This is a genomic window from Butyricimonas sp., assembly GCF_019423355.1.
Taxonomy (GTDB): Bacteria; Bacteroidota; Bacteroidia; order Bacteroidales; family Marinifilaceae; genus Butyricimonas; species Butyricimonas faecihominis.
The window spans coordinates 226732-253147 of record NZ_JAHZBP010000005.1 but is presented as its reverse complement, the minus strand read 5'-3'; the positions used below and the strand labels follow the sequence as shown (position 1 = coordinate 253147).

Genomic DNA, 26416 nt, shown 5'->3' with positions numbered 1-26416 from the left:
AATGAACAAATTCGGGTATAGACAAGGGATTATATCAGGAATTATTATCAGTGTATGTGTCGTGTACCTCCTGCGATTGTTTACCTATCAGGTGGTATCCGACAAATATAAAGTTATGGCTGAAAATAATTCCCAGCGAACGGAAACCGAATATCCGGCACGAGGATTAATATATGATCGGAATAACAAACTTTTGGTTGATAATCAAGCAGCATACGATTTAATGATTATCCCCAACCAGGTAAAAAAATTTGATACTTTAGAATTGATTTCCATTCTGGATATAACGAAAGAATCTTTGGAAAAAAGGATTCAGGATTGTCGGGATTATGCGAAATTCAAACCTTCGGTTCTTGTTTCTCAGATCCCCGGAAACAAATATGCTGTCCTTCAAGAAAAACTTTATCGTTATCCGGGTTTTTACATACAAACCAGAACGTTACGAAAATATAATGTAAGCCATTCTGCAGATGTTTTCGGCTATATCGGAGAGGTGAATTCCGAACAGATGAAAGATCCCTATTATGCACAAGGAGACTACATCGGGATCAGTGGGTTGGAAAAAACATACGAGAAACACCTTCGCGGTACCAAGGGAAAACGGGTCGTTCTTGTCGACAATAAAAACCGGGTGAAGGGTTCGTTTGCGGACGGAGAATATGACGAAGATGCCATTGTCGGTGAAAATCTATACACCACGTTAGATGTTGACCTACAAGAATACGCCTACGAACTCATGCAGAACAAAAAAGGCGGAATCGTGGCCATTGAACCTTCTACGGGAGAAATATTAGTCAAGATGTCCAGTCCCGGTTATGATCCGCAATTAATGGTCGGCTTGGATCGGGGTAAAAATTACTCTAAATTGCTAAATGATCCCTTAAAACCCCTATTTGACAGAACGACGATGGCACAATATCCCCCGGGTTCCATATTCAAAACCGTTCAAGCTCTGATTGGTTTACAAACAAAAGCGATTTCCCTGCAAACACAATGTACGTGTAGTGGAGGTGCTTATATTGTCGGGGGAAAATTCATGAAGTGTCACCACCATAGTTCTCCCGTGAATTTACTCCAGTCCATTGAAAACTCCTGTAATCCCTATTACGCCAATGTTTTCAAGAGAATCTTGGAATTACCGGAATATAAAACGGTGCGAAATGCTTACGGGGAATGGCGGAAATACGTGATGTCCTTCGGGTTCGGCAATAAGATATGCCCGGATTTCTCCAATGAAGTATCCGGTTCTATCCCCACGCAGGAATATTACGACAATGTGTTTAAAACACAAAAATGGTACCCCTCCTACATGATTTCTCTTTCCATTGGTCAGGGAGAATTAATGATCACGCCGATTCAAATGGCAAATTTGGCCACGATTTTGGCGAACCGGGGATATTATATTACACCACATATTGTAAGATCGATAAATGACTCGATTTCCAGCCAGATAAAAAAGCACGTTATTCCCATTGACCGGAAACACTTTGACCCTATCGTCGAAGGAATGCAAATGGTTATCAAGGGAGGAACCGGACGACGGGCACAGGTGGATTCGATTGCAATAGCCGGAAAAACGGGAACCGTGCAAAATCCGCATGGTGACGATCACTCCGTGTTTATTGCTTTTGCCCCGGTAGAAGACCCTAAGATCGCGTTGATTGTATATGTTGAAAACGGGGTTTGGGGATCACGTTACGCGGCCCCGATTGCCGGTTTATTAATAGAGAAATATTTAAAAGGAAAAATATCCGACAAGAAGAAACCTCTTGAAAAAGAGATGTTCCAAGGTAGTCTGATCCATGATACAACCAGTAAAGTAAAAGAAACGAGCAATGAATAGCAGATCTAATAACCTACTCGCCAATATAGATTGGGTATCCATTCTATTATACCTGCTGCTTGTATTAATCGGGTGGTTAAATATTTATGCGGCAGTATATGATGAAAATCATAGCAGTATTCTTGATATTTCTCAAAAGTACGGGAAACAGTTGATTTGGATCGGGGCGGCTTTCGTGCTTGCTTTTCTCGTTCTACTCACGGATAGTAAATTCTTTACCACCTTCTCGATGGTCATTTACGGCATCATGATATTTTTATTGATTGCCGTCCTGTTTTTGGGTACGGAAACCAAGGGTGCGCGTTCGTGGTTTGAAGTCGGGGATTTTCGCATTCAACCGGCGGAGTTTGCCAAATTTGCAACAAACTTGGCCATAGCCTACGTCATGAGCCGGCATAATTTCAAGGTAATGCGCTTTTCCAGCCTTTTGACCATCGGGTTAATTTTAGCTCTTCCCGCGGGATTGATTATCTTGCAGAACGACACGGGGTCAGCTCTCGTGTACAGTAGTTTTATACTCGTTCTTTTCCGAGAAGGATTGCATGGCTCTATCCTATTGCTTTGTTTCGTGGCGGCAGCTATATTTATCATGGCATTGCTGTATACCCCTTTCACGGTATTGCTTGTCATTATCGGAGGAACACTGATAGCCTTTTATTATTATCGGCACGATATTCGGGAATTATTCCAAATCATCCTGTTTATCGGGTGTGGTTTCGGGCTTTTCGTCTTGATTAAATGGATGTTTAATCTATCGATTTCCGATTATTACATATTACTTATCGTTTACGTGATTACAAGTATAACCGCGATCTACCCGATATATAAACGGAAGATGAAAAACATGATTACCCTGTTACTGATCTCGTGGTTATGTGTCGGGGCCGCTCCTTCCGTGAATTATGCTTTTAACCATCTTCAACCTCACCAACAGGATCGTATTAACGAGCTACTGGGTATAAAAGTAGACCCCAAGGGAACAGGATACAACGTCACGCAATCCAAAATTGCAATAGGCTCCGGGGGATTACTGGGTAAGGGATTCCTACAAGGAACACAGACTAAATTGAACTTCGTTCCGGAGCAAAGTACAGACTTTATCTTCTGTACTGTTGGCGAAGAGTGGGGATTTATCGGGAGTACCTTCGTCATCGTGCTACTGGCGGTATTTATTTTACGAATTATCAAACTGGCAGAACGACAACGTTCCAGTTTTTCCCGGATATATGGTTATGGAGTAGCCTCTATCCTATTCTTCCACGTGGCGGTCAATATTGGAATGACCATTGGAATGGCACCTGTTATCGGTATTCCTCTTCCATTCTTCAGTTACGGGGGATCATCACTATGGTCTTTTACCATTCTTATATTTATATTTTTGAGATTAGATGCCAATCGTTTACAAGTCTTTAGATAATAAATAAACTTTCTGAACGCTTTCCTTGTGGATTTTCAAGGATTTTAATACATTCGTTCCCAAATGAACTTAAACACGAGAAGAATGAAAACATTAATTATAAATATAAAGCAACTTGTTCAGGTTGAGGAAGAACCACGTAAATGGGTTGCGGGTGCCGACATGGCAAAACTGGGTATCATTGACGATGCCTACCTTCTGATTAACGAGGATAAAATAGAGGCTTTCGGTAAAATGAGTGAATTGAATCAAGATACGATTTACGAGGGCACGGACACGGTGAAGGAAATAGATGCCAAAGGACGTTTGGTTCTCCCCGCCTACTGTGATTCCCACACGCATATCGTTTATGCCGGGAGCCGGGAAATAGAATATATTGATAAAATCAAAGGTTTATCATACGAGGAGATTGCCCAAAGAGGTGGTGGCATTTTGAATTCAGCCGAACGTATCCGGAAGGCATCGGAGGAAGAGTTATTTGATTCAGCTTATGCCCGTTTGCAAGAGATCGCCTCTCTTGGAACCGGAGCCGTGGAAATCAAGAGTGGTTACGGTTTGGACACGGCGAGTGAACTCAAAATGTTGCGTGTGATTAAAAGACTGAGCGAGGAAACACCTTTAACCATAAAGTCCACCTTCTTGGGTGCTCACGCTGTTCCGGTGGAATACAAGGGACGGCAGACGGAATACGTGGATTTAATCATTAATGAAATGATTCCGGCTGTTGCTGCCGAGGATTTGGCTGATTATATCGACGTGTTCTGCGATAAAGGATTCTTCACGGTGGAAGACACGGACAGGATGTTAAATGCCGGAATGAAATACGGATTGCGTGCGAAGATACATGCTAACGAACTGGATTATTCGGGTGGTATTCAAGTCGGGGTAAAATATAATGCCTTATCCGTGGATCATCTTGAATATGTCGGGGATGAAGAAATCGCTGCATTAAAGGGTAGTGAAACCATGCCAACCGTGTTACCGGGAGCTGCATTCTTTTTGAATATGCCTTACTCTCCGGTTCGTAAAATGATTAATGCCGGACTTCCTGTTGCTTTGGCTTCGGATTTTAATCCCGGCTCCTCTCCTTCCGGAAACATGAAGTTCGTGATGTCTCTCGGGTGCGTGAATTATAAAATGCTGCCGGAAGAGGTGATTAACGCAACGACCATCAACTCAGCATACGCTATGGGTGTAGAAGAAGAGCTGGGTAGTATCGCCGTGGGTAAAAAAGCGAATTTCTATATCACGACTCCGATTACTGGAATAGAGTATCTTCCATACGCTTACGGGACGGATTTAGTTGAAGCGGTATTCTTAAACGGAGAACAAATTTAAGGAAGCTATGCCCTATTCACATTACAAAAAAGTATGGATCCGGAAAGCGTACCGGATAAGATATCCTTAGAAGATTTATTGATTGATGATTTACGATTTTATGATTGAGTGATTAGAAAATCGATACTAAATTTATTTTTTGTCAAATTATAAAATTAATATATATGAAAAAATTAATCGAATGCGTTCCGAATTTCAGTGAAGGGAACGATATGCACATTATAGATCAGATTACAGCAGAAATCAAGGCTGTTGAAGGAGTTAGTCTTATTGACGTGGATCCGGGAAAAGCAACGAACCGTACGGTTGTTACCATGGTAGGTACTCCGGAAGAAGTATGCGAAGCCGCTTTCCGTGCCGTTAAAAAAGCATCCGAGTTGATCGATATGAAAAAACACAAGGGAGCGCATCCCCGTTTCGGAGCTACAGACGTTTGTCCTTTGGTTCCGGTATCAAACATCACGATGGAAGAAACCGTGGAATACGCACGTGCTTTGGCAAAACGTATCGGTGAAGAATTGAACATCCCGGTATATTGCTACGAGAGTGCAGCCTTCACCCCGGAAAGAAGAAATTTGGCTACTTGCCGTGCCGGAGAATATGAGGCTCTTGGAGAGCGTTTAAGCAGTGAACAATGGCATCCCGATTTCGGTCCCCGTGAGTTGAACGAGTGGACGGCTAAAACCGGAGCTACGGCTGTTGGAGCCCGAAACTTCTTGGTGGCTTACAACGTGAACTTAAATACCACCTCTACCCGTCGTGCCAATGCGATCGCTTTTGACGTACGTGAAAGAGGAAGAGCTAAGAGAGAAGGAAATCCTATTACCGGTAAGATCGTGAAAGACGAGAAAGGTAAAAACGTGATGATTCCGGGAACCTTGAAGTCTGTGAAGGCTATCGGTTGGTTTATCGAAGAGTATGGAATTGCTCAGATCTCCATGAACTTGACGGATATTTCCGTGACTTCCGTACATGAGGCTTTCGACGAAGTATGCCGTAAAGCACAGGATCGCGGTATTCGTGTAACCGGTTCCGAGTTAGTAGGTGTAATTCCATTAAAAGCCATGTTGGACGCCGGACGTTATTTCTTGCGTAAACAACAACGCTCTACCGGGGTATCGGATAAAGAATTGATCAAGATTGCCGTGAAATCTTTAGGCTTGGATGAATTGTATCCGTTCGAACCCAGAAAGAAAATCATCGAGTATATTCTGGAAGATGAGATGAATCAAGGAAAGAAATTCTTGATCGATATGAATCTTCATGAATTTGCTGATGAAACAGCATCAGAATCTCCGGCTCCCGGTGGTGGTTCCATTTCAGCATACATGGGAGCTCTTGCTTCTTCACTGGCCACGATGGTTGCCAACTTGTCTTCTCACAAACGCGGTTGGGATGAGCGTTGGGAAGAATTCAGTAACTGGGCTGAAAGAGGAAAAGCTTATCAAGTTGAATTAATCAAAATGGTTGACGAGGATACTAACGCTTTCAATCGTATCATGGATGCCTTCGGATTACCGAAGAAAACAGACGAAGAAAAAGCTGCACGTCACCAAGCAATTCAAGATGCAACCAAGTTTGCTACCGAAGTACCGTTCAAAACGATGATGCTTTGCTACGAATGTATGGAAGTGGTGAAAGCCATGGCAGAGATCGGTAACCCAAATTCTGTAACTGATGCCGGAGTTGGTGCTTTGGCCGCTCGTTCCGGAGTAATCGGCGCTTTCTTGAACGTGAAGATCAATGCAGCCGGATTGGATGATAAAGAATATGCTAACGATATTATTTCCAGAGGTGAAAAAGTGGTTGAAATGGCCAAACAAATGGAAACGGATATTTTGAATATCGTGAATTCAAAAATCTAAAGATTTATTCATAAACAACCTCACCAGTTCTCCTTACACAGAAGTGAAAAACGCTTGGTAATCAGCTCTCCCCCTGTGTAAGGGGGAGCTGGTGGGGGTAGTTTAAAAATGGTAACTCCACGTCACGGACGGCACAAATGGAAGTAAACTCCAACTCCGGGTAGTCACCCCTTCTTTCGTTTGTTTATGGTATATGATAGAAGGATTCTTACGGGCATACAAATTATAAATGCCAAATACCCATGAACTTCCCTTTCCTTTTCGATTATCCAAAGCGTATGATATATCCAGATGATGATAAGCTGGCATTCGAAAGTTATTCGGACGCTCAATATATTCCCGGTATTGCGTGTTGTCTGCATCTGTTTGAAAACTTTCAGGCATCGGGGCCGCGTGATAGAATTGTTTCCCTATCGAGATGTAATTCCCGGTCGCAAGCGTAAAATTAATTGAAAATGATTTGTTAAACTTACATCTTTCCTTGATCGGGAGCGTGTAATTGGTCGTCACGTTCAACTTATGCCGACGGTCGTATTCAAACGGGAACCATTCCCCGTTATTTACATGATCAAAACGACGTTCCAATTTTGACCACGAATAAGATACCCACCCCGTTAAGACTCCGGTCGTTTTCTTTGCCATAACCTCCAGTCCATAAGCTCGCCCTTTGCCCATATCAACATAATCCTGCCAGCTCCTGTCCTTTGTTTTAAGAAAAAGAATGCCGTCTTGGTAACGCACCACGTGATCCATCCGGTGGAAATATCCCTCTATCGAGAAATTCCAAGTATTTGCAGAGGCGTAGAAACAACCTATCGAAAACAAATCCGAAGATGCGGGAGCTACTCGCCGGGTAACAGGAACCCACAAATCGGTATTCATGCCCATCGAATTACTCGTCAACAGGTGCTGTGCTTGCAGCATCCTTGCCCATGAGGTCTTGAATAACACGCTTTCTCCTATCCGGTACGAAATAGAGAGACGAGGTTGCAAGGAATAATAACGGGCGTGAGGCACCGCCAGTAAACTAAAACGAACTCCGGCGTCCACGCTCCAATGATCATTCAGTTGCCAATGATCTTCCAGATAAGTTTCCAGCGAATACACATTACCGGTGGTCGTGTCTCTCACGTTTTCATTCAAGTTTACACTACCGATATATGACATTTCCGGGGCATAATATTTAATAGAGCAAACCGTTCCGAATCGGATGCGGTGCTTCTCCCCGATAGCAATCTCCGAGTCGGTTTTCAAAGTCCAATCCCGTAACCGGGAATTTGTCTTCGATTGCTCTCGTTGAGAGACACTCTCGTTATATACCGTCATGATTTGACTATTATTGAATTGACTATAATACAAGGTGATATTAGAGAAAAAGGTCGGGCTGAAGAGATGGTTCCAACGTCCCGAAACACTTAGATTTCCCCAGTAAAACCGGAAACAATCGGAATGTTTGGAATCCTTTGCTTTCCATGTTGCGAAACGAGAATCCCGGCTATTGTACATACTTATATACAACCGATTATACGGGTTGATTTCCCAATTTACTTTAGCATTTAAATCATAAAAATTATAACCTGTCGAGAAATCACTTCCGGCAATCTTCTGTCCTGTCCATAGTAAACCGTCCAACCAAGTTCTTCTTCCCGATATGAGGAACGAGGCATTATCTTTTTTCAATGGCCCTTCCACAACTACGGAGCCGGCCACCGGGCTAACATGAATGTCTCCCGAATATTTTTTACGATTCCCTTCCCGCATGGTCACTTCCAGCACGGAGGACAAGCTACCCCCGTAATGAGCGGGAAGATCACCCGTGTAAAGCGTAACATCTTGCAGGGCATCTCCATTAAAAGCAGAAAAATACCCGTAAGCGTGATTCACATTATACACGGGAAGGCCATCCAGTAAAAATTGAGTGTTGTCGGGACTACCACCCCTCACGCTAAAACCGGTTAACCCTTCCTGACCGGGATTCACACCGGGAAGGAAATGAAGGGATTTTAACACGTCAGCCTCCCCCAGAACCGCGGGCATTCGTTTCACCCAATCTAAAGACAAGGTATGTTTTCCCACTGCAGATGAAAAAGCATTCTTTTTCTCTACAATCAACACTTCTTCCAAGCAATTTCCCGGAACTAACGACATGACAATCAATGTGTCCGTTTTCAAGTTAATAGTAGATTCTACACGGGTAAATCCCACGTGACTTACCGATAAATGGTTTTCTCCATGAGGTAAAGAGAGTGAAAAGAAACCATATCGGTTACAACTTGTTCCCCGCCCGCTTTTCGTTTCAACGATCGTGGCATTTACCAGTCGTTCTCCTGTTGCCTTGTTCTCAATATACCCGCTCAACGTCACGTTTTGCGCGAAAGAAGTAAATACAATCCAAATCTGAATGCTGAATATGAATAAAATATGTTTCATCTTACCATTCCTCCCGTTTCCTGAATACTTGAATGAATAAATCTTCATATTTTGAATAAGAGGCCACCAGCCCGGTTCCCCCGTGTATGTTAGAATAAGTCCACAAAGGAGCATAAAACAGGGGGTCAGAATCCATTGCCGATAGATAATCATCGTTCACAATCGACGATTTCAAATAACGATCGTAATTTTCATCAAGGCTTAATATGAAACGGGTACTTTTATAGCATCCCGTGTCCGGTTCCCAGTAATAATACCCCGAACGCCGTCCCTTGTAACTTAACCCTATCTCCTTCCCGGACAAACCGCTATCCTCTACCCTTAAATAATAATCGTATTCTGCCGGGATTTCTTCATCAAAGTCAAAACTGCGGTTAAAGGCATCGGGTAGCGTGCTATTCGTTTGAAGATACGACTGAAGTTCCATGTGCAAGGTGTCCGGCACCCCATTCTGTGAGGAATGGGTGGATGACAGCCAATAGTAGTTTTTTTCCTCTTCCCGATCAGTCCACCGATTGATAATCCGTTCCTGCAGGCTGTCGCATTCTATGCTTGCATTCAGCAAGGGGGCCGGAACTCTGGTTTCCCCCCACACAAGCGGTTTGCCCGGAATGTCTACTTCTACCCGATAAACTCCGGTAGCCTCCACGTGATGAGTAATGACATACCATCCCTCTTTCCGGTACCGACATTCACCCACGAAATGATCGTTTTTGTACAATTTTACCAAAGCATTTGCCTCTACGGGAAAATCACCCTGTTCATAGACGTTTTTTGTCCAAGTGACCCGCACGCGAACAGAATCGTCACCAGCCATTAAAATACTATTTACAACCGGAACGGGAGATTGGGCGTTTAAATCAATGTGTAATTTTTGCTCACATCCATTTAATAATAATTCCCATACCAATAATACGAGGAATATTCCGACAACTTCTTTTTTCATGTATTGATTCTTTTGAGTTTTCTACTCTTAAGAGTCAATAAACCGGAAAACCCCTATTCTAAATTCTTAGATTTTGCCCGAAAATCCATGATCACTTCACGAGTGAAACAACTTCCCACCACGCCAAGCCCGCCTTGTACGTTGGAATACACTTTAACGGGTTCTTTATACATGGTCGATTGTTGTTCAAAAATCCCCAAGGTGTACAGGTAATCAAATAAAGGTTTGTCAATCCGGAGTACTTTCACCCGCAAGCAATAGGATTCCTTTTCCACGTACCGGATCGTGTCTCCGTCACCCGTGATCACCCATGTTTCCCTCTCGTATGCATAGGGATGACTTACGCTTGCATGAATAATTCGTTCCTTCCCCCGGAAACTTTCATTCGTAAATACCTGATACGGGTTGACATTTATCTCTTTTCCAAAAATCGTTGTAATCATTTCGTGTGATAATAGCTCATCCTCGGAAAGATCCACGTCATATGAATAAGTCGTGGAAGAATCTATTTTTACCTGTCCCTCTTTCCAACGGATTCCATGATGAAACCTTTCATTTTCAACTACCAGCCTATAATAATTCTCCGTTTCTCCCCCATCTTTTATATGAATACGTAATTGCAGGACATTCATTTTACTGAAAGTATCTAATTGGATTTCCGGAAACGAATTGCATACCATGGTAGAACCGGTTGCCTCCTCTAATCCAGAGCAGGCAACTTTTATCGTGATTTCATCTCCCGCTTTAGGACGAACGTCTGATGAATAGCGGTTATGACCTGCGGGTTTTAATTTACCCATATACTGATCGTTCATGTACACCTGCCCTCTCACATTCCACGTTGAATCCATTTCCGTGTTGTCCGTGTATGTTCTTGATTTCGAAATTTCAGCATATAGCAAAGAATCCGTTTCTGCATAAGCATAAAGCACCAAGCGACTTTCGGGTACCTTTCCTCGAAAATCATATTCTTCTGAATTATTACACCCGCAATAAAACAAGCCAATCCATATAAAAATCACTATTCTCATCATCTCAAAAAGTAAACGTGTAGGAAAAAGAGGGAATGATCGGGAAAAGCCAATCATTACTAAAATACTGTCGCTCTTCCCGATCACCATATTTAGAATCATAATCGGGACTTAATTCTATCGTGTTCAACCTACAATAAGCATTATATAGGTTAATACTCCAAGTGGAAATTCCATGTTTCCGACGACGATGGAAATTGAATCCCAAATCCAAACGATGATAATCGGGTGTTTTCATGTTGTTACGTTTTTCAATATGAAATATAATATCCTTCTTTTCCTCTCCTTTCTCTCCCGGTAGGTAAGTCGGCGTATCATATCTTTCCAATGGTTGCGTCGTATAAAAACCGTTATTGAATGTCCACGTGGCACTTATATCAAAAAAGTTGCTGAATTTATGCAGTAAAACCAGATTCAGAATGTGACGGCTATCATATTTCGCCGGAAAACGTCGGCCTTGATTGATTGAACCATCCGGAAACCAGCGATAAGCACGAGAAAGAGTATAATTTATCCACCCGTTTGTCCTTCCCCCTGTTTTTTGCCCCATCCACTCCAATCCATAGGAACGTCCTTTTCCGGAATGAACGTTTTCTTTCCAATCCGCATATTCCGGGGTGATATCAACCCCGTTGTAATCGTCTAGCAAATGATTCTGGGTTTTATAAAATCCTTCAAGAGAAAAATGCCATCGCGCACAAGGATGATAATAAACACCTAACACGCATTGATGTGATTTCATGGGTTTCACATCATCACTAACCGGCACCCACAGATCCGTAGGCATATTCATCGTGCTACTTCCCAACTGATGAATATATTGGGACATCAGCGTGTAGGAAACTTTGGTTTTCCAACGATCCGTCCAATTATATTGCATGGAAAATCGAGGTTCCAGTGAAAAATAATTTGTACTCCCGACATGAAATAATATACCCCGAATTCCGGGATGCACGATCCATTTCTCTTTTATCGTCATTTCATCTTCCATGTAAAGGGCTACTTCATGGGCATATTCTTTATAGTTTACCCGTTTTCGGGAAGACGTTTCTTCCTCCATTACTTTATTAAGAGTGATTCGTTTTTCCGGTGTGAAAACATGATAAATGTAATGTCCCCCGAAATACAAACGGTTCCAATGATTCATGACCCAAGTAAGATCACTTTTCAGCCTCCACTCCTCTTGACCGGATTTGAAACGGATCTTTTTTAACCGGATGGTGTCACCCGATGAATTTTCATGTCGGTATCTTTTATTCATAAAAGCCCGATATTGATTATAAGAAAGCACCGTATTCGCGTACAATCCCGTGGAGATCATTTTATCCCATCGCAACCCGACACCCCAATTTCCCCACGTTCCACGCATATAATCTCGCTTACGGTCCGGTTCAAAATAGGAGTTTTTCTCATCCTTTTTATATTTCAAATAGTCATTCCCATAGAATAGAATGAAAGACAAGGCATTCCGTTGCGAGAACACGCGGGTCAGCTTGATATTTATATCCGTGAAATTATACCCTATCTTTTCTTTATAATCATTCGTGTTATTTATTGCCGCATAAATAGGAGTCCCAATTAAATCCAAGTAAGTTCTTCTAGCCGTGATATTAAACGAGCTACGATTTCTTTCCATGGGGCCTTCAATATTAAATTTACTGGATAAAAGACCAATAGAAAAACTACCATGATATTCTTGTAGATTACCTTCCTTCAAACGTATATCCATAATGGAAGAAAGATGACCCCCGTAACGAGCCGGGAAACTTGATTTGTAGAAATTTACGTTTTTTACGGCATCAGAATTGAATACCGAGAAAAATCCCAATAAATGATTCGCGTTATACAACGGAATATCATCTATCAGAAATTGATTTTCATCCCGATTACCCCCTCGGACCAGTATTCCCGCTATTCCTTCCATGCCAACCCGCACACCGGGAAATAACTGAACCGCTTTCAGTAGATCGCTCTCTCCCAATAGTTTGGGAATCACGGTTGCAGTCAAGATCGGAAATTCCAGTTGTCCCGGTTGCGAATTCTTTACCCATCCGGGGATATTGGGTTGAACTACAACAATTTCGTCCAAGTTCAACATGGGTTGTAATTCGACGTGAATCACGGTATCCGATTTCAAATAAAATTGGCATGAGGTACTTTGATAACCCACATAAGAGTAGTTTAAACAAACTTCTCCTTCCGGTACGATTAACGTGTAGAACCCGTAATTATTGGTTGCCGCACCCACGTGCAACCGGGAATCATAAACAGAGGCTCCTATCAGTCTTTCCCGGGATTCTTTGTCATATATTCTTCCATAGACAGAGAAAAAGCGTTTCCCCGGTTTCAAAATGATATATCTTCCCAATTTCTCCCAAGAGATGTTTGATGATTTGAACAAAAGGTTTAAAACCTGTTCTAGATTAGCCTGTTTTATAGATATTGTCTTTTGAGCTAATGGTTGTAAAATAGAAGGTGAATATGAAAATATATATCCCGTCTGTTGCTCGATTTTTTTCAACACCTCTTCCACGGGAGTTTCACGAAATGTAAATGAAAAGACTTCCTGAGCATTTCCTCTTAGGATGCAAAAGATCAACAAGATAAGTATAAGCCCGGCACGCATACTTAAATCGTCAATTGAATATCCAAAGTCCTGTTAATAATCTCGATCGCTTCCTCCAATGAAACTTCTTTAAAAACAACGGTTATCCGGAGAGTTGCGTAGTCTGCGGGTAGTGTTACGTGACTATCGTAGTATTCATTCAGCGTTTCGATGACTTCAGATAAGGGGGCGTTATCAAATTTAAGGATTTGTTGTTCCCCTTTATCTTCTTTCGTGGAGATCATTAATTTCCTATCCTTTTTCCCATACTTAACGGACATTCCGGTTTCAAGGATACTTTCTTGTTTTTTATCTTGGGTGGTAACTTTCACTCGTCCTTTTTCCACGGCTACTTCAGCTTGAAGTTTTTGAGCAATCACTTGAAAGGAAGTACCCAATACTTCTACCTGAATTAAAGATGTTTCCACGATAAAAGGTTTGCTCGTGTCCCGTTTTACTTGGAAAAATGCCTCTCCTCGTAGGAAAAGTTCTCGATTTGTCTTTCCGAATTGAGCATTATAAGCCAAACGACTATCTCCGCTTAGCATTACACGGGAACTATCCGGTAAATAAAATACTTTTGTTTCCCCAGTCCGGGAGAGTAAAACCGTTTCCTGAAGTGACGATTTATTCCAAAACCATAATACACCGAATATTAAAACAATGATAGAGGCAGCCACTGGCAAAATTCGCAAGTAGTGCTTCTTCGCAGGGAATTTCACTTTTTGTATTGCCTGTCGGGGGGCAAAAACTCCATATTTGTAACGCTTAGAACCTAATTCTATACGGCGCTTGAGTTGTCGAAATTCTCGTTGGTGATCTTCACTTTCCCCCAACCATTCTTCCACTCTTTGCCCTTCTTTCGTGTTCGCCTCACCAAGAATATATTTTGCTAGTAATTCATTTTTCATACTCCCTATGTTTACGAGATTATTTTATCCGAAGAAGAACAAATAGATTTTTATTGCTTTATCTCTCAAAGCCTTCAATGCTTTTCCCATTTGCCCTTCAACAGTTTTAACCGAAATATCCAGTTGTATGGCAATCTCCTTGTATTTCATGCCTTGCTGTTTTGCCATCAAAAATATATTCCGTCGTTCAGTAGGTAAAGCGTCTATCCAATCCCAAACTAAAGCCTCCTCCTCTACCGATATGGATAAGGCATTCTCGTCTGTCAAGTACATTGCACTTTCCACGGAAACTTTTTCCTGATTCTTTTTCGCATATTTCACCGCCCGATTCCGCACCACCGTGTATAAATATCCCTTCATGTCTCCCACTTCCAAACTTCCTGCAACCGCCTTTTCCAACAATTCCACGAAGATCTGTTGTACAATATCCTCCGAATCCTCGTATGATTCGGTTATATTTAAGGCATACAGGCATAACGGTCGGTACATCCATCGGAAGTATTTTTCTAACGTGTGAGAATTGACGAACATGATTTTTTATTTTACATGGTGCAAATTGGCATCAAAAATAACCAAATAAATGCAAAATAGGAATATTTTAAAAGAATATTCCTATTTTATAATGTTCTATACAATCACTTTAATTTTCTTTCATGTAAACGTAGTTTCGAATTGTTATACGAGGAATCCCTTCTTTCTCCCAAATACCTTGAACTATAAAACAATACATTCGATTCCCCTCCACCAGTGGTACTGAGGGTATCCATGTGAAGGAAGGAATCTTCCAATATTTTTTATTATACTCATTCTTTTCAAAGGTCGAAATTTTGTGGATAAACAACATATCATCACGAATATAAAGGCTATCAGAAATGTTATCAGAATAAAATTGTCCAGCTATTCCCTTGAAATCCTTTAACGGCCCTTCCAAATAAAAAGACACAGTAGCAGGAGGTAAAGTGATGAAAAATGTAGGCGTAAAAGATTCCCCTATAATTAACGTGTCTATTTGTTGACCAAATAATTCATAGATTATCGGTTCCTCTTTTTTGTCACAGGAAATAATAAATATAAAGCTGATAATAATAGTAAATAAATATTTATTCAATAGTAAAAACAATACTTTTTTCATAGATTTTTGATTTTAAATTAATTCATGAATCTCTTAGTTTATCATTAGATTGCCCTCGTCGTGGCAACTTATTTTACTGGGTATTAAGTTTATTATAGTTGTATCTATGTATAATGAATAATCTTTATCCACAACTAGATTTTCCACAGTAAAAGCAATTGTTATCATTCTTTTTATCTGTTCAGAGAATATATCAATCTTAATACTATCACGATCGTAATTTTTATGAAAAAGCAAAACCAAACTATCAGCTATATGATATTGTTCTTTGGTAGCCGTGGTTAATTCCGGAATAATCGTTAATTTTTGATTATGCATATTGGAATATAAAAGTGAGACTTTTCCTTTTAAATACACGTAATGTGTGCTATTATTAATAATTACATTTTTCTCCCGTTCCTCAAAACTAAATGTTGTTTCATATTTCGGATATGGATCATTCTTTGAACAAGAACCCAATACAAATAATAATACAATTCTAAATATTAAATTCATTTTCTTCATTTCCTTCTATTTTAATTACTCAATACTATATTGGAAACTTTTTATCGCCTTTATTATTAAGAGTCAAAAACAGTAAATACCCTTACTCTATTTCCCATCTTTTTTTCAAATAAAAATTCCTAAAATGTAATTCTTACACTCTAGGAATCCTTTTCAAGTATTGATTCACTCTACCCCATATAGGACTTATTGACTCGTAAGAAATCATGCTTGGGTAATAACTCAAATATATTCTTTAGATTCATTCGGATAATCCACGAAAATCTGTTGTACAATATTCTCTCTTTATTTTAACAAATTTTGGAACAATATAAAACATATATTCTAATGTATCCCCTATTGAAACAGAATCTGTCATTGCCTACAGGAAATGCCAAACCAAGCCTATCATCCTCTTTTTTTTCGCAGGCTCCGAGGAACACGCAAATCAGTATAATACCTAGGAACTTTCTTCATCTTATTCTATTTATTTTTAATAGTGAAACACTTTTCTCGCATGTAACTTTCAATTAGTCTTTCGAAAAATTCTTATTGCCTTTTACTATTAAGAGTCAAAAAGAACAAATATCCTTCTCCAGTTCCGACATTTTTTCTATAAAAGTCAAGTTTCAACTAACAAACACTCTTACACTCCATCTTCTTTCGTTGGTATATGATAAATTTGCCGACATACAAATTATTACCAATGCCGTTATATATCCTCCATTTCAAGTAATCTATCTAATTGTGCTTGTAATTCTTCTCGTTTAGGAAGATAAAACTGATATTTGGCAGCAAAGAGTTGATTGGCATTATCCTGTAATGCATATTCCATGAGTAACTCGTCCTTTTTTGCACCAAGTACAATACCAATAGGCGGATTATCATCCGGTTGACATATTTCGGTTTTAAAATAGTTGAGATATAAATTCATCTGTCCAATATCACTATGCTTTATCTCTGCCCGTTTGAGATCAATTAAAACATAACATTTTAGGATACAATGGTAAAATACTAAATCAACCTTGAAACGCCGACTACCAATCTGCATTATATATTGCCGCCCAATAAATGCAAATCCACGCCCTAATTCCAACAAAAATTGTTCCATATTGGCTTTAAGTGCAGTTTCTAAATCACACTCTTTATAACGCTTTTTTATGGGTAAACCGATAAATTCCAATACATATGGATCGTGGATTATATCTTGTGGAGTCAGTACTTGATGTCCCTTATTGGCTAAAGCTAAAACGCCAGCTTTGTCGGTACTTAGAGCCAAACGTTGGAACAGAGCACTTTTAATCTGTCGTTTCAATTCACGTACTTTCCATCCTTCTTTAATGGCTTGGTTGAAATAAAACTGCATTTCAAGAGGATCATCACATTTCAATAATTCAAAATAGTGACTCCATGACAATTTGTGAGACAATGTCTCACAAATTGGGAAAGCCACATATAGTTTGCGCATATAGTTTAGGTTGGAGCGACTAAAACCTTTTCCACAAGCCAAGGTTAAGTCTTTTGAGAGGTTGACTAACAATTGTTTGCCATATTCTGCCCGAATTTGTCCTTTTTGTTCAAATTCTACAATATATTGCCCTGTTTTCCAGTTGGCCTCAAGAAGAGTTGTATTTACGGCTGTTATAGCTTTGATTTTTGCATCATCCCACAAATCTATAATACGGTCAACAAGTACACCGTATTCTTTACCATCACTTTGTGCTATTATTATATCTTTTTCCATTTTAATCCTCCTCAATATTTGCCAATAGTTATTCCAATTCCACTACCACACGACCGATTGTTCAATTTTCATATTGCTCCGCATATTGCAACAAATATACATTAAATTTGGCGATAATCGACATTCAATGTATCACAAGTTGGGTTTACATTAATATTTCAATGAAAGTATAGCAAAACTACCCCATCCTCATAAACGCCTCGAAAAAGGCATCCCGATAGGTGTTTCCAATAGCTATTTCATGTGTTTTAATGAAAATATCGTTGTTGTCAAATGAATCTATATGTTTGGTATTTACGATATAGGACTTATTGACTCGTAAGAAATCATGCTTGGGTAATAACTCAAATATATTCTTTAGATTCATTCGGGTAATCACCCGTTGTTCATCCAATTGGATGATCACATAATCTTTCAGTCCCTCGATGAATAGAATATCCTTGTAATTTATTTTAAAATAGCGTCTTTCAGACTTTACGAAGAAGTATTCCGTGTTACCTGCCTCGATATTTTCTTTCTCTTCTTTTAATAATAAAGAATGGTAAGCAATTGCCTTGTTAACTGCCTTGTGAAAGCGTTCCGGGTCAACCGGTTTGATTAAATAGTCGATAGCGTCGACCTCGTAACTATCCAAAGCATATTCTGTGTAAGCCGTGGTGAAAATGACCAACGTTCTCTTGGATATATTGTGAGCGAACTCGATACCCGTGATTCCCGACATCTGAATATCCAAAAAGATCAAGTCTACTGGATTCTCTTCCATGAACTTTGACGCTCCGATAGCATTATTAAACATACCCGTCAGATTTAGTTGACTGGTATCTTTTACTAGTATTTCTATCGCCTCACGGGCTAACGGCTCATCATCAACAATAATACAATTCATAATATCAAATGTAAATATACGGTATAACTTATTTCACTTTCTTCTATCTCCAATGTGTAACGTTCCGGAAACAGTAATTCCAACCTGCGCTTTATATTCTTTAGTCCTAATCCTCCCACTTCATTTTTCTGTAAAGCAATTTTAGGCTTAGAATTTATACATTGAAATTCCAGTTGTTTATCCCAGACCTTGAAACCGAGATAGACATACGATGAATTCTCGCTATCCACGTTATGTTTCACGGCATTCTCCACGAAAGGAATAAACAATAATGGTGGCAACCATACCTCACTAATATCTCCTTCTTTAGAAATGACATACTCGAATTTATCCCGTCGAACCTTCTCCAGATTCAGAAAGTCATTCAAGAAATGGATCTCAGAACTCAATAACACCTGTTCTTTCGCGCTGTCGTTAATTTGGTAACGCAACATATCTTCAAGCTTGAAAAGCACCCGGGAGGCTTCTTCTGGATTTTTCTTGATCAGCACGTTAGCATTATTCAGCATATTGAACAGAAAATGCGGGTTAATTTGTTTCTTAAGAAATTTCAATTCGGATTGTAATGTCGAAGAGGCCAGTTCGTCTATTCGTTGGCTGTAACCGATCCAGTATTTAAATAGTAGCAAAGCCGACGTTCCGAATATTAGTAACCCAAACGAAATAATTGACGTGATCATGTTTAATATGATATATGGATTTCCATCCTCGTAATTCGCACTGACCTCTTGAACGCTTATTTGTAAAATTGCGATACATACAAGCGAAAATGATGTCAGCAATAACATAGATACCAAATACTTCAACAAGCGGCCCTTTATTAAAAAACGAGGGGCTAACACATATAGATTAAAATAAATGATCACACTGGTGAGCAAAAAATAAAATACCCACCCGTAAAAACGTTCCCAAGTCAACACTAACTCTCCTGATTGATTGGCAAATATACTAATTGTGATACAGGCAAGAGTTAATAGCAACAGAAAATGTCTCACGAACTTAAAACGTGGAGATAACAGGAAATCCGGAACGTGATTATCAATCAAATTACTCATGGTTTCTGTATTTTAAGTTTCAACATAATTGTCCTTTTAGCAACAGATAAGGTATAATCGTTCCCATATAACAATTCCAATCTCTGCCTGATTTTCGAAAAGTCATCCGGATGCAGTAAATTCCCATTATCAAAAGAGCAAACAAATTGAATCTCATTCCCATTCACATGAAAATTTAGATCAATCGAGCCAAATACAGGCTGACTGTATATCTGAATCACGGCTTGTTGCACGAAAGGAAGGAACAACAAGGGAGGAACAAATATCCGATGCACCTCCCCTTCGGCTGAAACCATGTATTGAAAACGATGGGAATACACCTGTTCCAAAGCGAGATAGTTTGTCAAAAAATCTATTTCAGCCTTTAATAACACCGCTTTCCGGCTACAATCATAGAGCTGGTATCTCAGAATCTGGCTTAACTCCAATAACATCCCGGATGCCTCCTTCGGTTCACTTTTTGCCAAAACTGCAGTACGATTAAGTACATTAAAAAGTAACAGAGGATTGACTTGGGCTTTCAATTGCTCCACTTCCGACTGCACATGAATTCTTTCCAGTTGGTTTACCCGGTTATTTTCTGTCATCCAATGTTTTAACACGATCGTGATCGAGCCTCCCAGCATACACAAAGTTACAGTGGCAAAAGAGGAGATATAATTTAAGATGAATACCGGTTCCAAGATGTTTCCCGCACGCTGTCCCAACCAAATTCGTGCCGTATCTTCAATGATTGTCTGTATCCATAAAAGCACCAGCACGGTACCAAATATCATGACTGTATACGTTAGGTATCTCTTCTGCATGAGATACCGGGGTACCAACACGTAGATATTCAAATAGGCCACGGCCAAGTAGGAGGCCAAATTCCCCAAGGCAATCCAGTAGAGCCTTACTCCAAGTGCCGGAATTTCCGGTTGAAAGATAACATAGGTTTGGTTAAAAGAAATGGCAGCAAGTGACACGATAAACAGAATATGCCGCCAGATCCGGAATTTCGAATTTACTAGGAGATTATATAGGAAAGCCTGTCCTTCCGTGTTGATTTTAAACATTCGAGGTTTTATTTGATGGTTACAAAGTTACAATCTTATTCCTAAATCGGATTAAAATTCTAATTTATAACTGACATTCGGCAAAGAGGTGGCTCCACGGATGGGTTTTATCTTATCGGTCTTAAAATTATACTCATGCCCGTAATATTCTTCGCATCCCGTCGTATTCAAGGACTTGATCGAAAATTCGTGAGACACCTTCTTCCGGTTGATTTTATACCCCACGGAGAAATTCGTGATAAACATCGGTGAGAATTGTTTGGAAAAAGCCTTTGTTTCATCATATTGCACTTCCCGGTCCGGATCGAGTAACGTGGCTACTTCATCCACGGGGGCATAGCGATCTCCCCCTTGCAAGGTTATTTTAAAGTTCACACTGAACATATTTTGCCTGTCACGCCCGACCATCCATTCCTTGCCACCCAACACGTTGACAATAAAATTCCGATTATACAACGTGTTACGCCATTTCCGGTCTCCCCCATAATATTTTGAATCAAAAATGGATGCCGTCACCATATAATAAAGTCCCTTGTTTAAATAGCGTTCCAGCGTGATGTCTACCCCGATATTACGTCCTTTTCCCCGGTTGACCAGAGCGTTCTCCACGTAAAAATCTCGTCTATTCAGCACGGAATAAGAACTATCGGCAATAACGGGTACATCATATAATTGTTGGAAATAAGGTTCTATTTTCATATTCATGTTATCCGATATTTTGAAACCATACGATAACATCACGTGATGCGCCCTAGTGAATCCCAAGTCTTTATTCACGGAACGATCACCCGTACCTTGTGTTTTCACGAAATAAACGTCCATTTTTTCCATCCGGCTATGTACCCCGTAAGCGAGGGCAAAAGAACTCTTTGGTGAAAATTGCCATTTAATCCCGGCCCGGGGTTCCAGTGCCCAGCTATTATTCAGTGTCAGGACTTGTGCGTTAACTCCCACGTTTAAAGTGACCTGTTCGCTTATGCCAATGGATGAACTCGTGTAACCGGATATTAAATCCGTGTTTCCCTTACCTTGGGAGATTAATTCCATGGGATGCATTTGATGGGGGGCCAGATTCATGTCCATATCGTAATACATCTTCGTGTAAGTTATCCCTGTTTTATTCGTGAACTTGGCACTGAATTTCCGGGTAATAGCAGTGGTGAATATCAAGTTTGTGTTACTCCGGTTTAAATCAAGAAAAGGTGCCGAATTCAAATTCCAGTCATAACTTGTCATCGTCCCCTCGTGTTTGAAGTAGGTAACCGCTAACGTCGTTTTCAGTTGTGTCTCGTTGTTAAAGAAATAGCGGTGACTGATACCACCGGCTCCCATGTATTGTTTGGTACTGGATTTCATCATATCACCAATCGATTCCCACTTATCCGTGTTTTCCTCAAAATCTCCTTTTGACTTGTCTATCAAGGCTGTTCCCCAAATCGAGAAGACACCCGCTTTACGTGTCGGCAGACTCAATTTGAAATTCAAATCCTGATAATCCAAAGTCCCGTCAATATCAACAGCCCCGATGTCTCCCAGCAATCCCGTGGTGGAATAACGATAATTGAAAATGTAAGAAGAATTGTGTTTCCGAGTCAAAGGCCCCTCCGAGGCAAAATCAATCCCTAATAAGCCGATCTGAAACGTGTTCTCGATCTTTTGGTTATTCCCGTTACGTAATTTCATATCAAAGACTCCCGACACGGCATTATCGTACTCTGCGGGAAAAGCTCCGGTAAAGAAATCCGAATTACCCAGTACGAGACTACTTAACCCGGATAAAATTCCCCCACCAAGAATGGACAAATCCGCGAAGTGATTGGGATTCGGGATCTCCACGTCTTCCAGTTTCCATTGCAATAAATGCGGGGCATTTCCGTGAATGGATATCCCATTCGTTGACATACTGGGAGAAATCCCGGCAAAGGAACTTACCAAGCGGGCCGGATCATCCATTCCCCCGGCATATCGACTTGCCTCTTCCACGCTGAGCATCCGGGCTCCCGTGGTGACCATCTTGTTTAATGGTTGCTCTTTATTCAATTGAGGTCGGACCATCACTTCATCCAGTTCTTTGATGCTTTCTTTCAATGGAATGGTCAAATAGACTTCTTTCGAGGAAGTTACCAGTATCTCCCGGAAAATAGTTGGTTCGTATCCCACGAAAGAAACCTGTATATCGTGTCGCCCGATCGGGACATTCTTGATGACAAAACGGCCTAGGGAATCCGTTACTCCACCGATCTCCGTTTTTCCCATGAGATACACGGAAACGTAAGCCACCGGATAACCCGATGCCGCATCAATCACCCGTCCCCGTACACTCTGAGTTAAAACTCTACCCTCTTTCTGTCCCCATACATTCACGGATAACATGAAAAGGAAAAAATATATGCCGATGACTCTTTTCTTGCTTTTAATCTTGCTCATGATTTTGAAAATCACGTCAAAAATTCCGTTTTTCCATCCTTTACGGTTCAGTTCTCCCCCTAAAACTTCTTCAAAGGCATCTAAAACCTTCTCGCAGTCTGCCACACTTACACTTGTCATTCGTGATACTTCTGTTATTATTTCCGTCTTATTCATATCCAATACTTTTTGATTACGAGACAAAAATAGGCTCCATGTGGAAGTGATTTAAAGAAAAGAGACAAAACACCCGATTTTGTATACGAAACAAAAGCATACGGAGAATTTTACTACTTTTGTACCATAATGATCGGTTTAAGTTATAATGAAATGAAAAAGAGAATAATATTTCTAGGGTGCATCATGGGAATAATCACTTTATTGTCAAGCTGTTCTTCATCCCAAAACCTTAGTATGTTACAGTTTAACATCTGGCAGGAAGGCTCTATGATTCCGGGCGGTTTTGACGCTATTGCTGATGAAATAGCCCGTTTGGAACCCGATTTTATCATGCTGAGTGAAGTCCGGAATTACCGGGATACCCGCTTTTGTGACCGTATCGTGAATGCCTTGAAAGAAAGGGGTAAAACGTATTATTCTTTTTATAGTTATGATTCAGGATTGCTTAGTAAACATCCTATAACAGACAGTAGTACGATATTCCCGATTCAAGATGATCACGGAACTATTTATAAAATGAAAACTACCGTGGGAAAACAAGTTTGTGCTGTTTATACCGCTCATTTAGACTATCTGAATGACACGTATTATGAAGTACGGGGTTATGACGGTAACAATTGGCACAAAATGGATGCACCTTTGACTGATGTTCCGACTATTTTGGAGCGTAACAACCTTTCATTACGCGATGATGCCATCCGTGCTTTTATCAAAGATGCTCAAAAAGAAATTGAAGAAGGAAATTGGATCTTTTTAGGGGGTGATTTTAACGAGCCTTCTCACCTCGATTGGATTGAAACGACTAAAGATAGTGCCGACCATCATGGAGTTGTGGTTCCTTGGCCGGTAACCACCCTACTCCATGAAGCTGGCTTTAAAGATTCTTATCGTGAAAAATACCCCAATCCCGTTACACATCCCGGCTATACTTACCCGTCGGATAATCTCGCTTTGCCTCCAAGTAAGATCACTTGGACTCCCGATGCCGATGAGCGCGATCGTATTGATTACATCTTCTATTATCCTCGTAAAGGACTACATCTAAAAGATGCAGCGATTCTCGGCCCCAAGACCAGTATTCGCAAGAGTCAACGTGTGACTGAATCCGGACAAGATGTTTTCATCAAACCCCTAGGTGTATGGCCAACAGATCACAAAGCCGTGTGGGTTAATTTCCGGATGAAATAGTGGTTATTTAAAAATACGCACTCTTTCCTCTATCGGGTTAAACTCTTTAGCCCCGGGGTCTTGTAAAGGCGCACCGAAAGGCATCTGGGCGATTAATTCCCAAGTTTCCGGTAGTTGCCATTCCTTAGCTACCGCTTCATCAATCAATGGATTATAATGCTGTAATGAAGCTCCGAACCCGGCATCTTCCAACATGGTCCACACCGCCAGTTGGTGCATTGCCGAAGTGTGCTGTGACCATACCGGGAATCTATCCTGATAAGTCGGAAATGATTTTTGCAGGCCTTCCACGATCATCCGCTCTTCAAAGAAAAGCACCGTACCGTAACCGGATGCAAAGGATTTATCAATTTTGTTTTCAGTCGATTTGAAAGCCTCTGCGGAAACTATTTCCCGCAACGTATCTTTTACGATATTCCACAGTTTCGTATGTTGATCACCTAATAAAAGCACCACTCTCGTTGATTGAGAATTAAATGCTGACGGTATATTTTTAACGGCAAATTTTACGATTTCCTCTATCTCTTCGTTAGAAACAAGTGATTTATTCGAGAGAGCATAATAACTTCTCCTATGTGCCAAAGCTTCTTTAAATTTTCTTTCCATATCTCAATGATTTATTTTCTACAATATACGCATTTTTTCTGAAAAGGTTAGATTATTTAGAATAAATCAAATTAAAAAACATCACAATAATACTTTATTCTCTCCGTACAACCTATTTATCCACATGGCGAAAAGTTTATCTGTAACAGAATAGACTTTGTTTACTTCTGTAATAATGTCTTTTTCCAATAGCTTTTTTGTTGCAGTTTGAACGGAACTAGCCGAGGCTAAACTATGTCGCTTAATAAAACTAGCTGAAAGGATTTGTACAGCCTCACCTTCTTTGGCTATCGCATACAACAATTCTTTTTGTTTCTCTGGAATATTAGACAAAATTTCGCGAAATATCGTGTCATTATAATCGATCATCGAATGGATTGCATTGCGAATAATATCCAGTGTACACTCGCCCCCCATGGGGGTATCCGCAAACGACTCATTGAATGTCTTTTGAATATAGAATGTATGTCCTCTAAATAAGTCATAGACTTTCCCTACATTTTCTGTACTGACTCGGCGATCCCGACGTTCAAAATGTTCCGAGATAAATGCCACGTAAATATCTTTATCAATAGCATCCAACTCCATAACATCCGAGCTACGATAAAACGGACGAGCCGAAGAGAGAAACATGGCCTGCATCATACTACGTTCGCTGCCGGCAAAAATGAAATGACTATTCTCGATTTTTTGGATATGAGTTCTTAGCAATGCCTCAATATTCTTTTCGGGATATTTGCCAATCTGTTGAAATTCGTCAATGGCAACAATACAGGGTTTATCTGCAGACATGAGATATTTGAATATCTCCTCTAGGGTATATTCCGGGCGTTCAATGTCACCTAATTCAAGGTTAAATGTAGGTAAATTAGTTAGAGGATCAAAACCGAACTTTCCACTGATAGACTTTAGTGTTTGCATGAAAAGTCTAACCATCTTCTTGCTATTAGGTGCTAAAGTTTCAAATATTTCCTTCCCAAGAATATAAGTAAATTCCCTTAAACTCGATGTATGGAGAATATCAATAAAGAAAGTGTAATAGTGTCCTTTAATTTCCGGTTTTTCATAACAGAATCGAATTAACCCAGTCTTCCCCATACGACGAGGTGAAATGATTACCATGTTATTACCATTCGTCAAGGATTTGATAAGTCGAGCCGATTCCTGTACCCGATCGCAAAAATACTCTGGGGCAATCTTACCTGTAACAATAAAAGGATTAATCTCTTTTGCCATATACATTTTTATTTCAGGTAAAATTAATTATTTGTTTTCAATTATGCAAATTGAATAAT

General features: G+C 40.2%; 20 protein-coding genes. 5 read left to right on the top strand and 15 right to left on the bottom strand.

From position 1 onward, the window contains the following. Position 1: 1 nt before the first annotated feature. The 4 genes from mrdA to ftcD all read left to right on the top strand — a co-directional run bounded on the left by mrdA (position 2) and on the right by ftcD (position 6463). Entirely contained in the window at positions 2 to 1843 is a 1842-nt protein-coding gene (gene mrdA, locus QVC79_RS09045) for a penicillin-binding protein 2 (RefSeq protein ID WP_118302352.1), read from the top strand. Next, entirely contained in the window at positions 1836 to 3260 is a 1425-nt protein-coding gene (gene rodA, locus QVC79_RS09040) for a rod shape-determining protein RodA (RefSeq protein ID WP_270594051.1), read from the top strand. The genes mrdA and rodA overlap by 8 nt, the downstream gene beginning before the upstream one ends. 84 nt (positions 3261 to 3344) lie before the next feature. Then, positions 3345 to 4598, top strand: a complete 1254-nt coding sequence (gene hutI, locus QVC79_RS09035; protein ID WP_124316094.1) for an imidazolonepropionase — start codon at positions 3345 to 3347, stop codon at positions 4596 to 4598. Between the two features lie 164 nt (positions 4599 to 4762). Then, positions 4763 to 6463: a glutamate formimidoyltransferase gene (ftcD, locus tag QVC79_RS09030; RefSeq protein WP_087420247.1), complete on the top strand. Its 1701-nt coding sequence runs from the start codon at positions 4763 to 4765 to the stop codon at positions 6461 to 6463. Positions 6464 to 6565: 102 nt separating this feature from the next. Here ftcD and QVC79_RS09025 read toward each other — a convergent pair whose 3' ends face one another. From QVC79_RS09025 to QVC79_RS08965, 13 genes are all read right to left on the bottom strand, one after another. Next, complete coding sequence (locus tag QVC79_RS09025) at positions 6566 to 8941, bottom strand: TonB-dependent receptor (RefSeq protein ID WP_270594053.1); 2376 nt, start codon at positions 8939 to 8941, stop codon at positions 6566 to 6568. After that, positions 8895 to 9839, bottom strand: coding sequence for a DUF4249 domain-containing protein (locus tag QVC79_RS09020; protein WP_270594054.1), 945 nt, complete (start codon positions 9837 to 9839; stop codon positions 8895 to 8897). The genes QVC79_RS09025 and QVC79_RS09020 overlap by 47 nt, the downstream gene beginning before the upstream one ends. Before the next feature lie 53 nt (positions 9840 to 9892). Beyond that, positions 9893 to 10870: a DUF4249 domain-containing protein gene (locus tag QVC79_RS09015; RefSeq protein WP_270594055.1), complete on the bottom strand. Its 978-nt coding sequence runs from the start codon at positions 10868 to 10870 to the stop codon at positions 9893 to 9895. 4 nt (positions 10871 to 10874) lie between these two features. After that, entirely contained in the window at positions 10875 to 13496 is a 2622-nt protein-coding gene (locus tag QVC79_RS09010; RefSeq protein WP_270594056.1) for a TonB-dependent receptor, read from the bottom strand. A 2-nt stretch (positions 13497 to 13498) separates the two neighbouring features. Beyond that, the gene (locus QVC79_RS09005; RefSeq protein ID WP_270594057.1) at positions 13499 to 14386 is read right to left on the bottom strand and encodes a FecR domain-containing protein; all 888 of its coding nucleotides are present in this window, start codon (positions 14384 to 14386) and stop codon (positions 13499 to 13501) included. Positions 14387 to 14410: 24 nt separating this feature from the next. Beyond that, the gene (locus tag QVC79_RS09000; protein ID WP_270594058.1) at positions 14411 to 14917 is read right to left on the bottom strand and encodes a sigma-70 family RNA polymerase sigma factor; all 507 of its coding nucleotides are present in this window, start codon (positions 14915 to 14917) and stop codon (positions 14411 to 14413) included. A 109-nt stretch (positions 14918 to 15026) separates the two neighbouring features. Next, positions 15027 to 15518, bottom strand: coding sequence for a hypothetical protein (locus QVC79_RS08995; protein WP_270594060.1), 492 nt, complete (start codon positions 15516 to 15518; stop codon positions 15027 to 15029). Positions 15519 to 15551: 33 nt separating this feature from the next. Beyond that, positions 15552 to 16022, bottom strand: coding sequence for a hypothetical protein (locus tag QVC79_RS08990; RefSeq protein WP_270594061.1), 471 nt, complete (start codon positions 16020 to 16022; stop codon positions 15552 to 15554). A 691-nt stretch (positions 16023 to 16713) separates the two neighbouring features. Continuing rightward, the gene (locus QVC79_RS08985) at positions 16714 to 17745 is read right to left on the bottom strand and encodes a PDDEXK nuclease domain-containing protein (protein ID WP_270594062.1); all 1032 of its coding nucleotides are present in this window, start codon (positions 17743 to 17745) and stop codon (positions 16714 to 16716) included. A 178-nt stretch (positions 17746 to 17923) separates the two neighbouring features. Continuing rightward, positions 17924 to 18631, bottom strand: coding sequence for a LytR/AlgR family response regulator transcription factor (locus QVC79_RS08980; protein ID WP_270594063.1), 708 nt, complete (start codon positions 18629 to 18631; stop codon positions 17924 to 17926). After that, the gene (locus tag QVC79_RS08975; RefSeq protein ID WP_270594065.1) at positions 18628 to 19686 is read right to left on the bottom strand and encodes a sensor histidine kinase; all 1059 of its coding nucleotides are present in this window, start codon (positions 19684 to 19686) and stop codon (positions 18628 to 18630) included. Before QVC79_RS08975 ends, QVC79_RS08980 begins: the two co-directional genes overlap by 4 nt. After that, complete coding sequence (locus QVC79_RS08970; protein WP_270594066.1) at positions 19683 to 20741, bottom strand: sensor histidine kinase; 1059 nt, start codon at positions 20739 to 20741, stop codon at positions 19683 to 19685. Before QVC79_RS08970 ends, QVC79_RS08975 begins: the two co-directional genes overlap by 4 nt. Positions 20742 to 20792: 51 nt before the next feature. Beyond that, positions 20793 to 23330: a carboxypeptidase-like regulatory domain-containing protein gene (locus QVC79_RS08965; RefSeq protein ID WP_270594067.1), complete on the bottom strand. Its 2538-nt coding sequence runs from the start codon at positions 23328 to 23330 to the stop codon at positions 20793 to 20795. A 147-nt stretch (positions 23331 to 23477) separates the two neighbouring features. Here QVC79_RS08965 and QVC79_RS08960 point away from each other — a divergent pair, with 147 nt between their 5' ends. Further along, the gene (locus QVC79_RS08960) at positions 23478 to 24515 is read left to right on the top strand and encodes an endonuclease/exonuclease/phosphatase family protein (RefSeq protein WP_124316088.1); all 1038 of its coding nucleotides are present in this window, start codon (positions 23478 to 23480) and stop codon (positions 24513 to 24515) included. Positions 24516 to 24518: 3 nt separating this feature from the next. Here the strand turns inward: QVC79_RS08960 and QVC79_RS08955 are convergent, their stop codons facing one another. Next, complete coding sequence (locus QVC79_RS08955; RefSeq protein WP_270594068.1) at positions 24519 to 25121, bottom strand: nitroreductase family protein; 603 nt, start codon at positions 25119 to 25121, stop codon at positions 24519 to 24521. An 81-nt stretch (positions 25122 to 25202) separates the two neighbouring features. Beyond that, the gene (locus QVC79_RS08950; protein WP_270594069.1) at positions 25203 to 26357 is read right to left on the bottom strand and encodes an AAA family ATPase; all 1155 of its coding nucleotides are present in this window, start codon (positions 26355 to 26357) and stop codon (positions 25203 to 25205) included. Between the last annotated feature and the right edge of the window lie 59 nt (positions 26358 to 26416).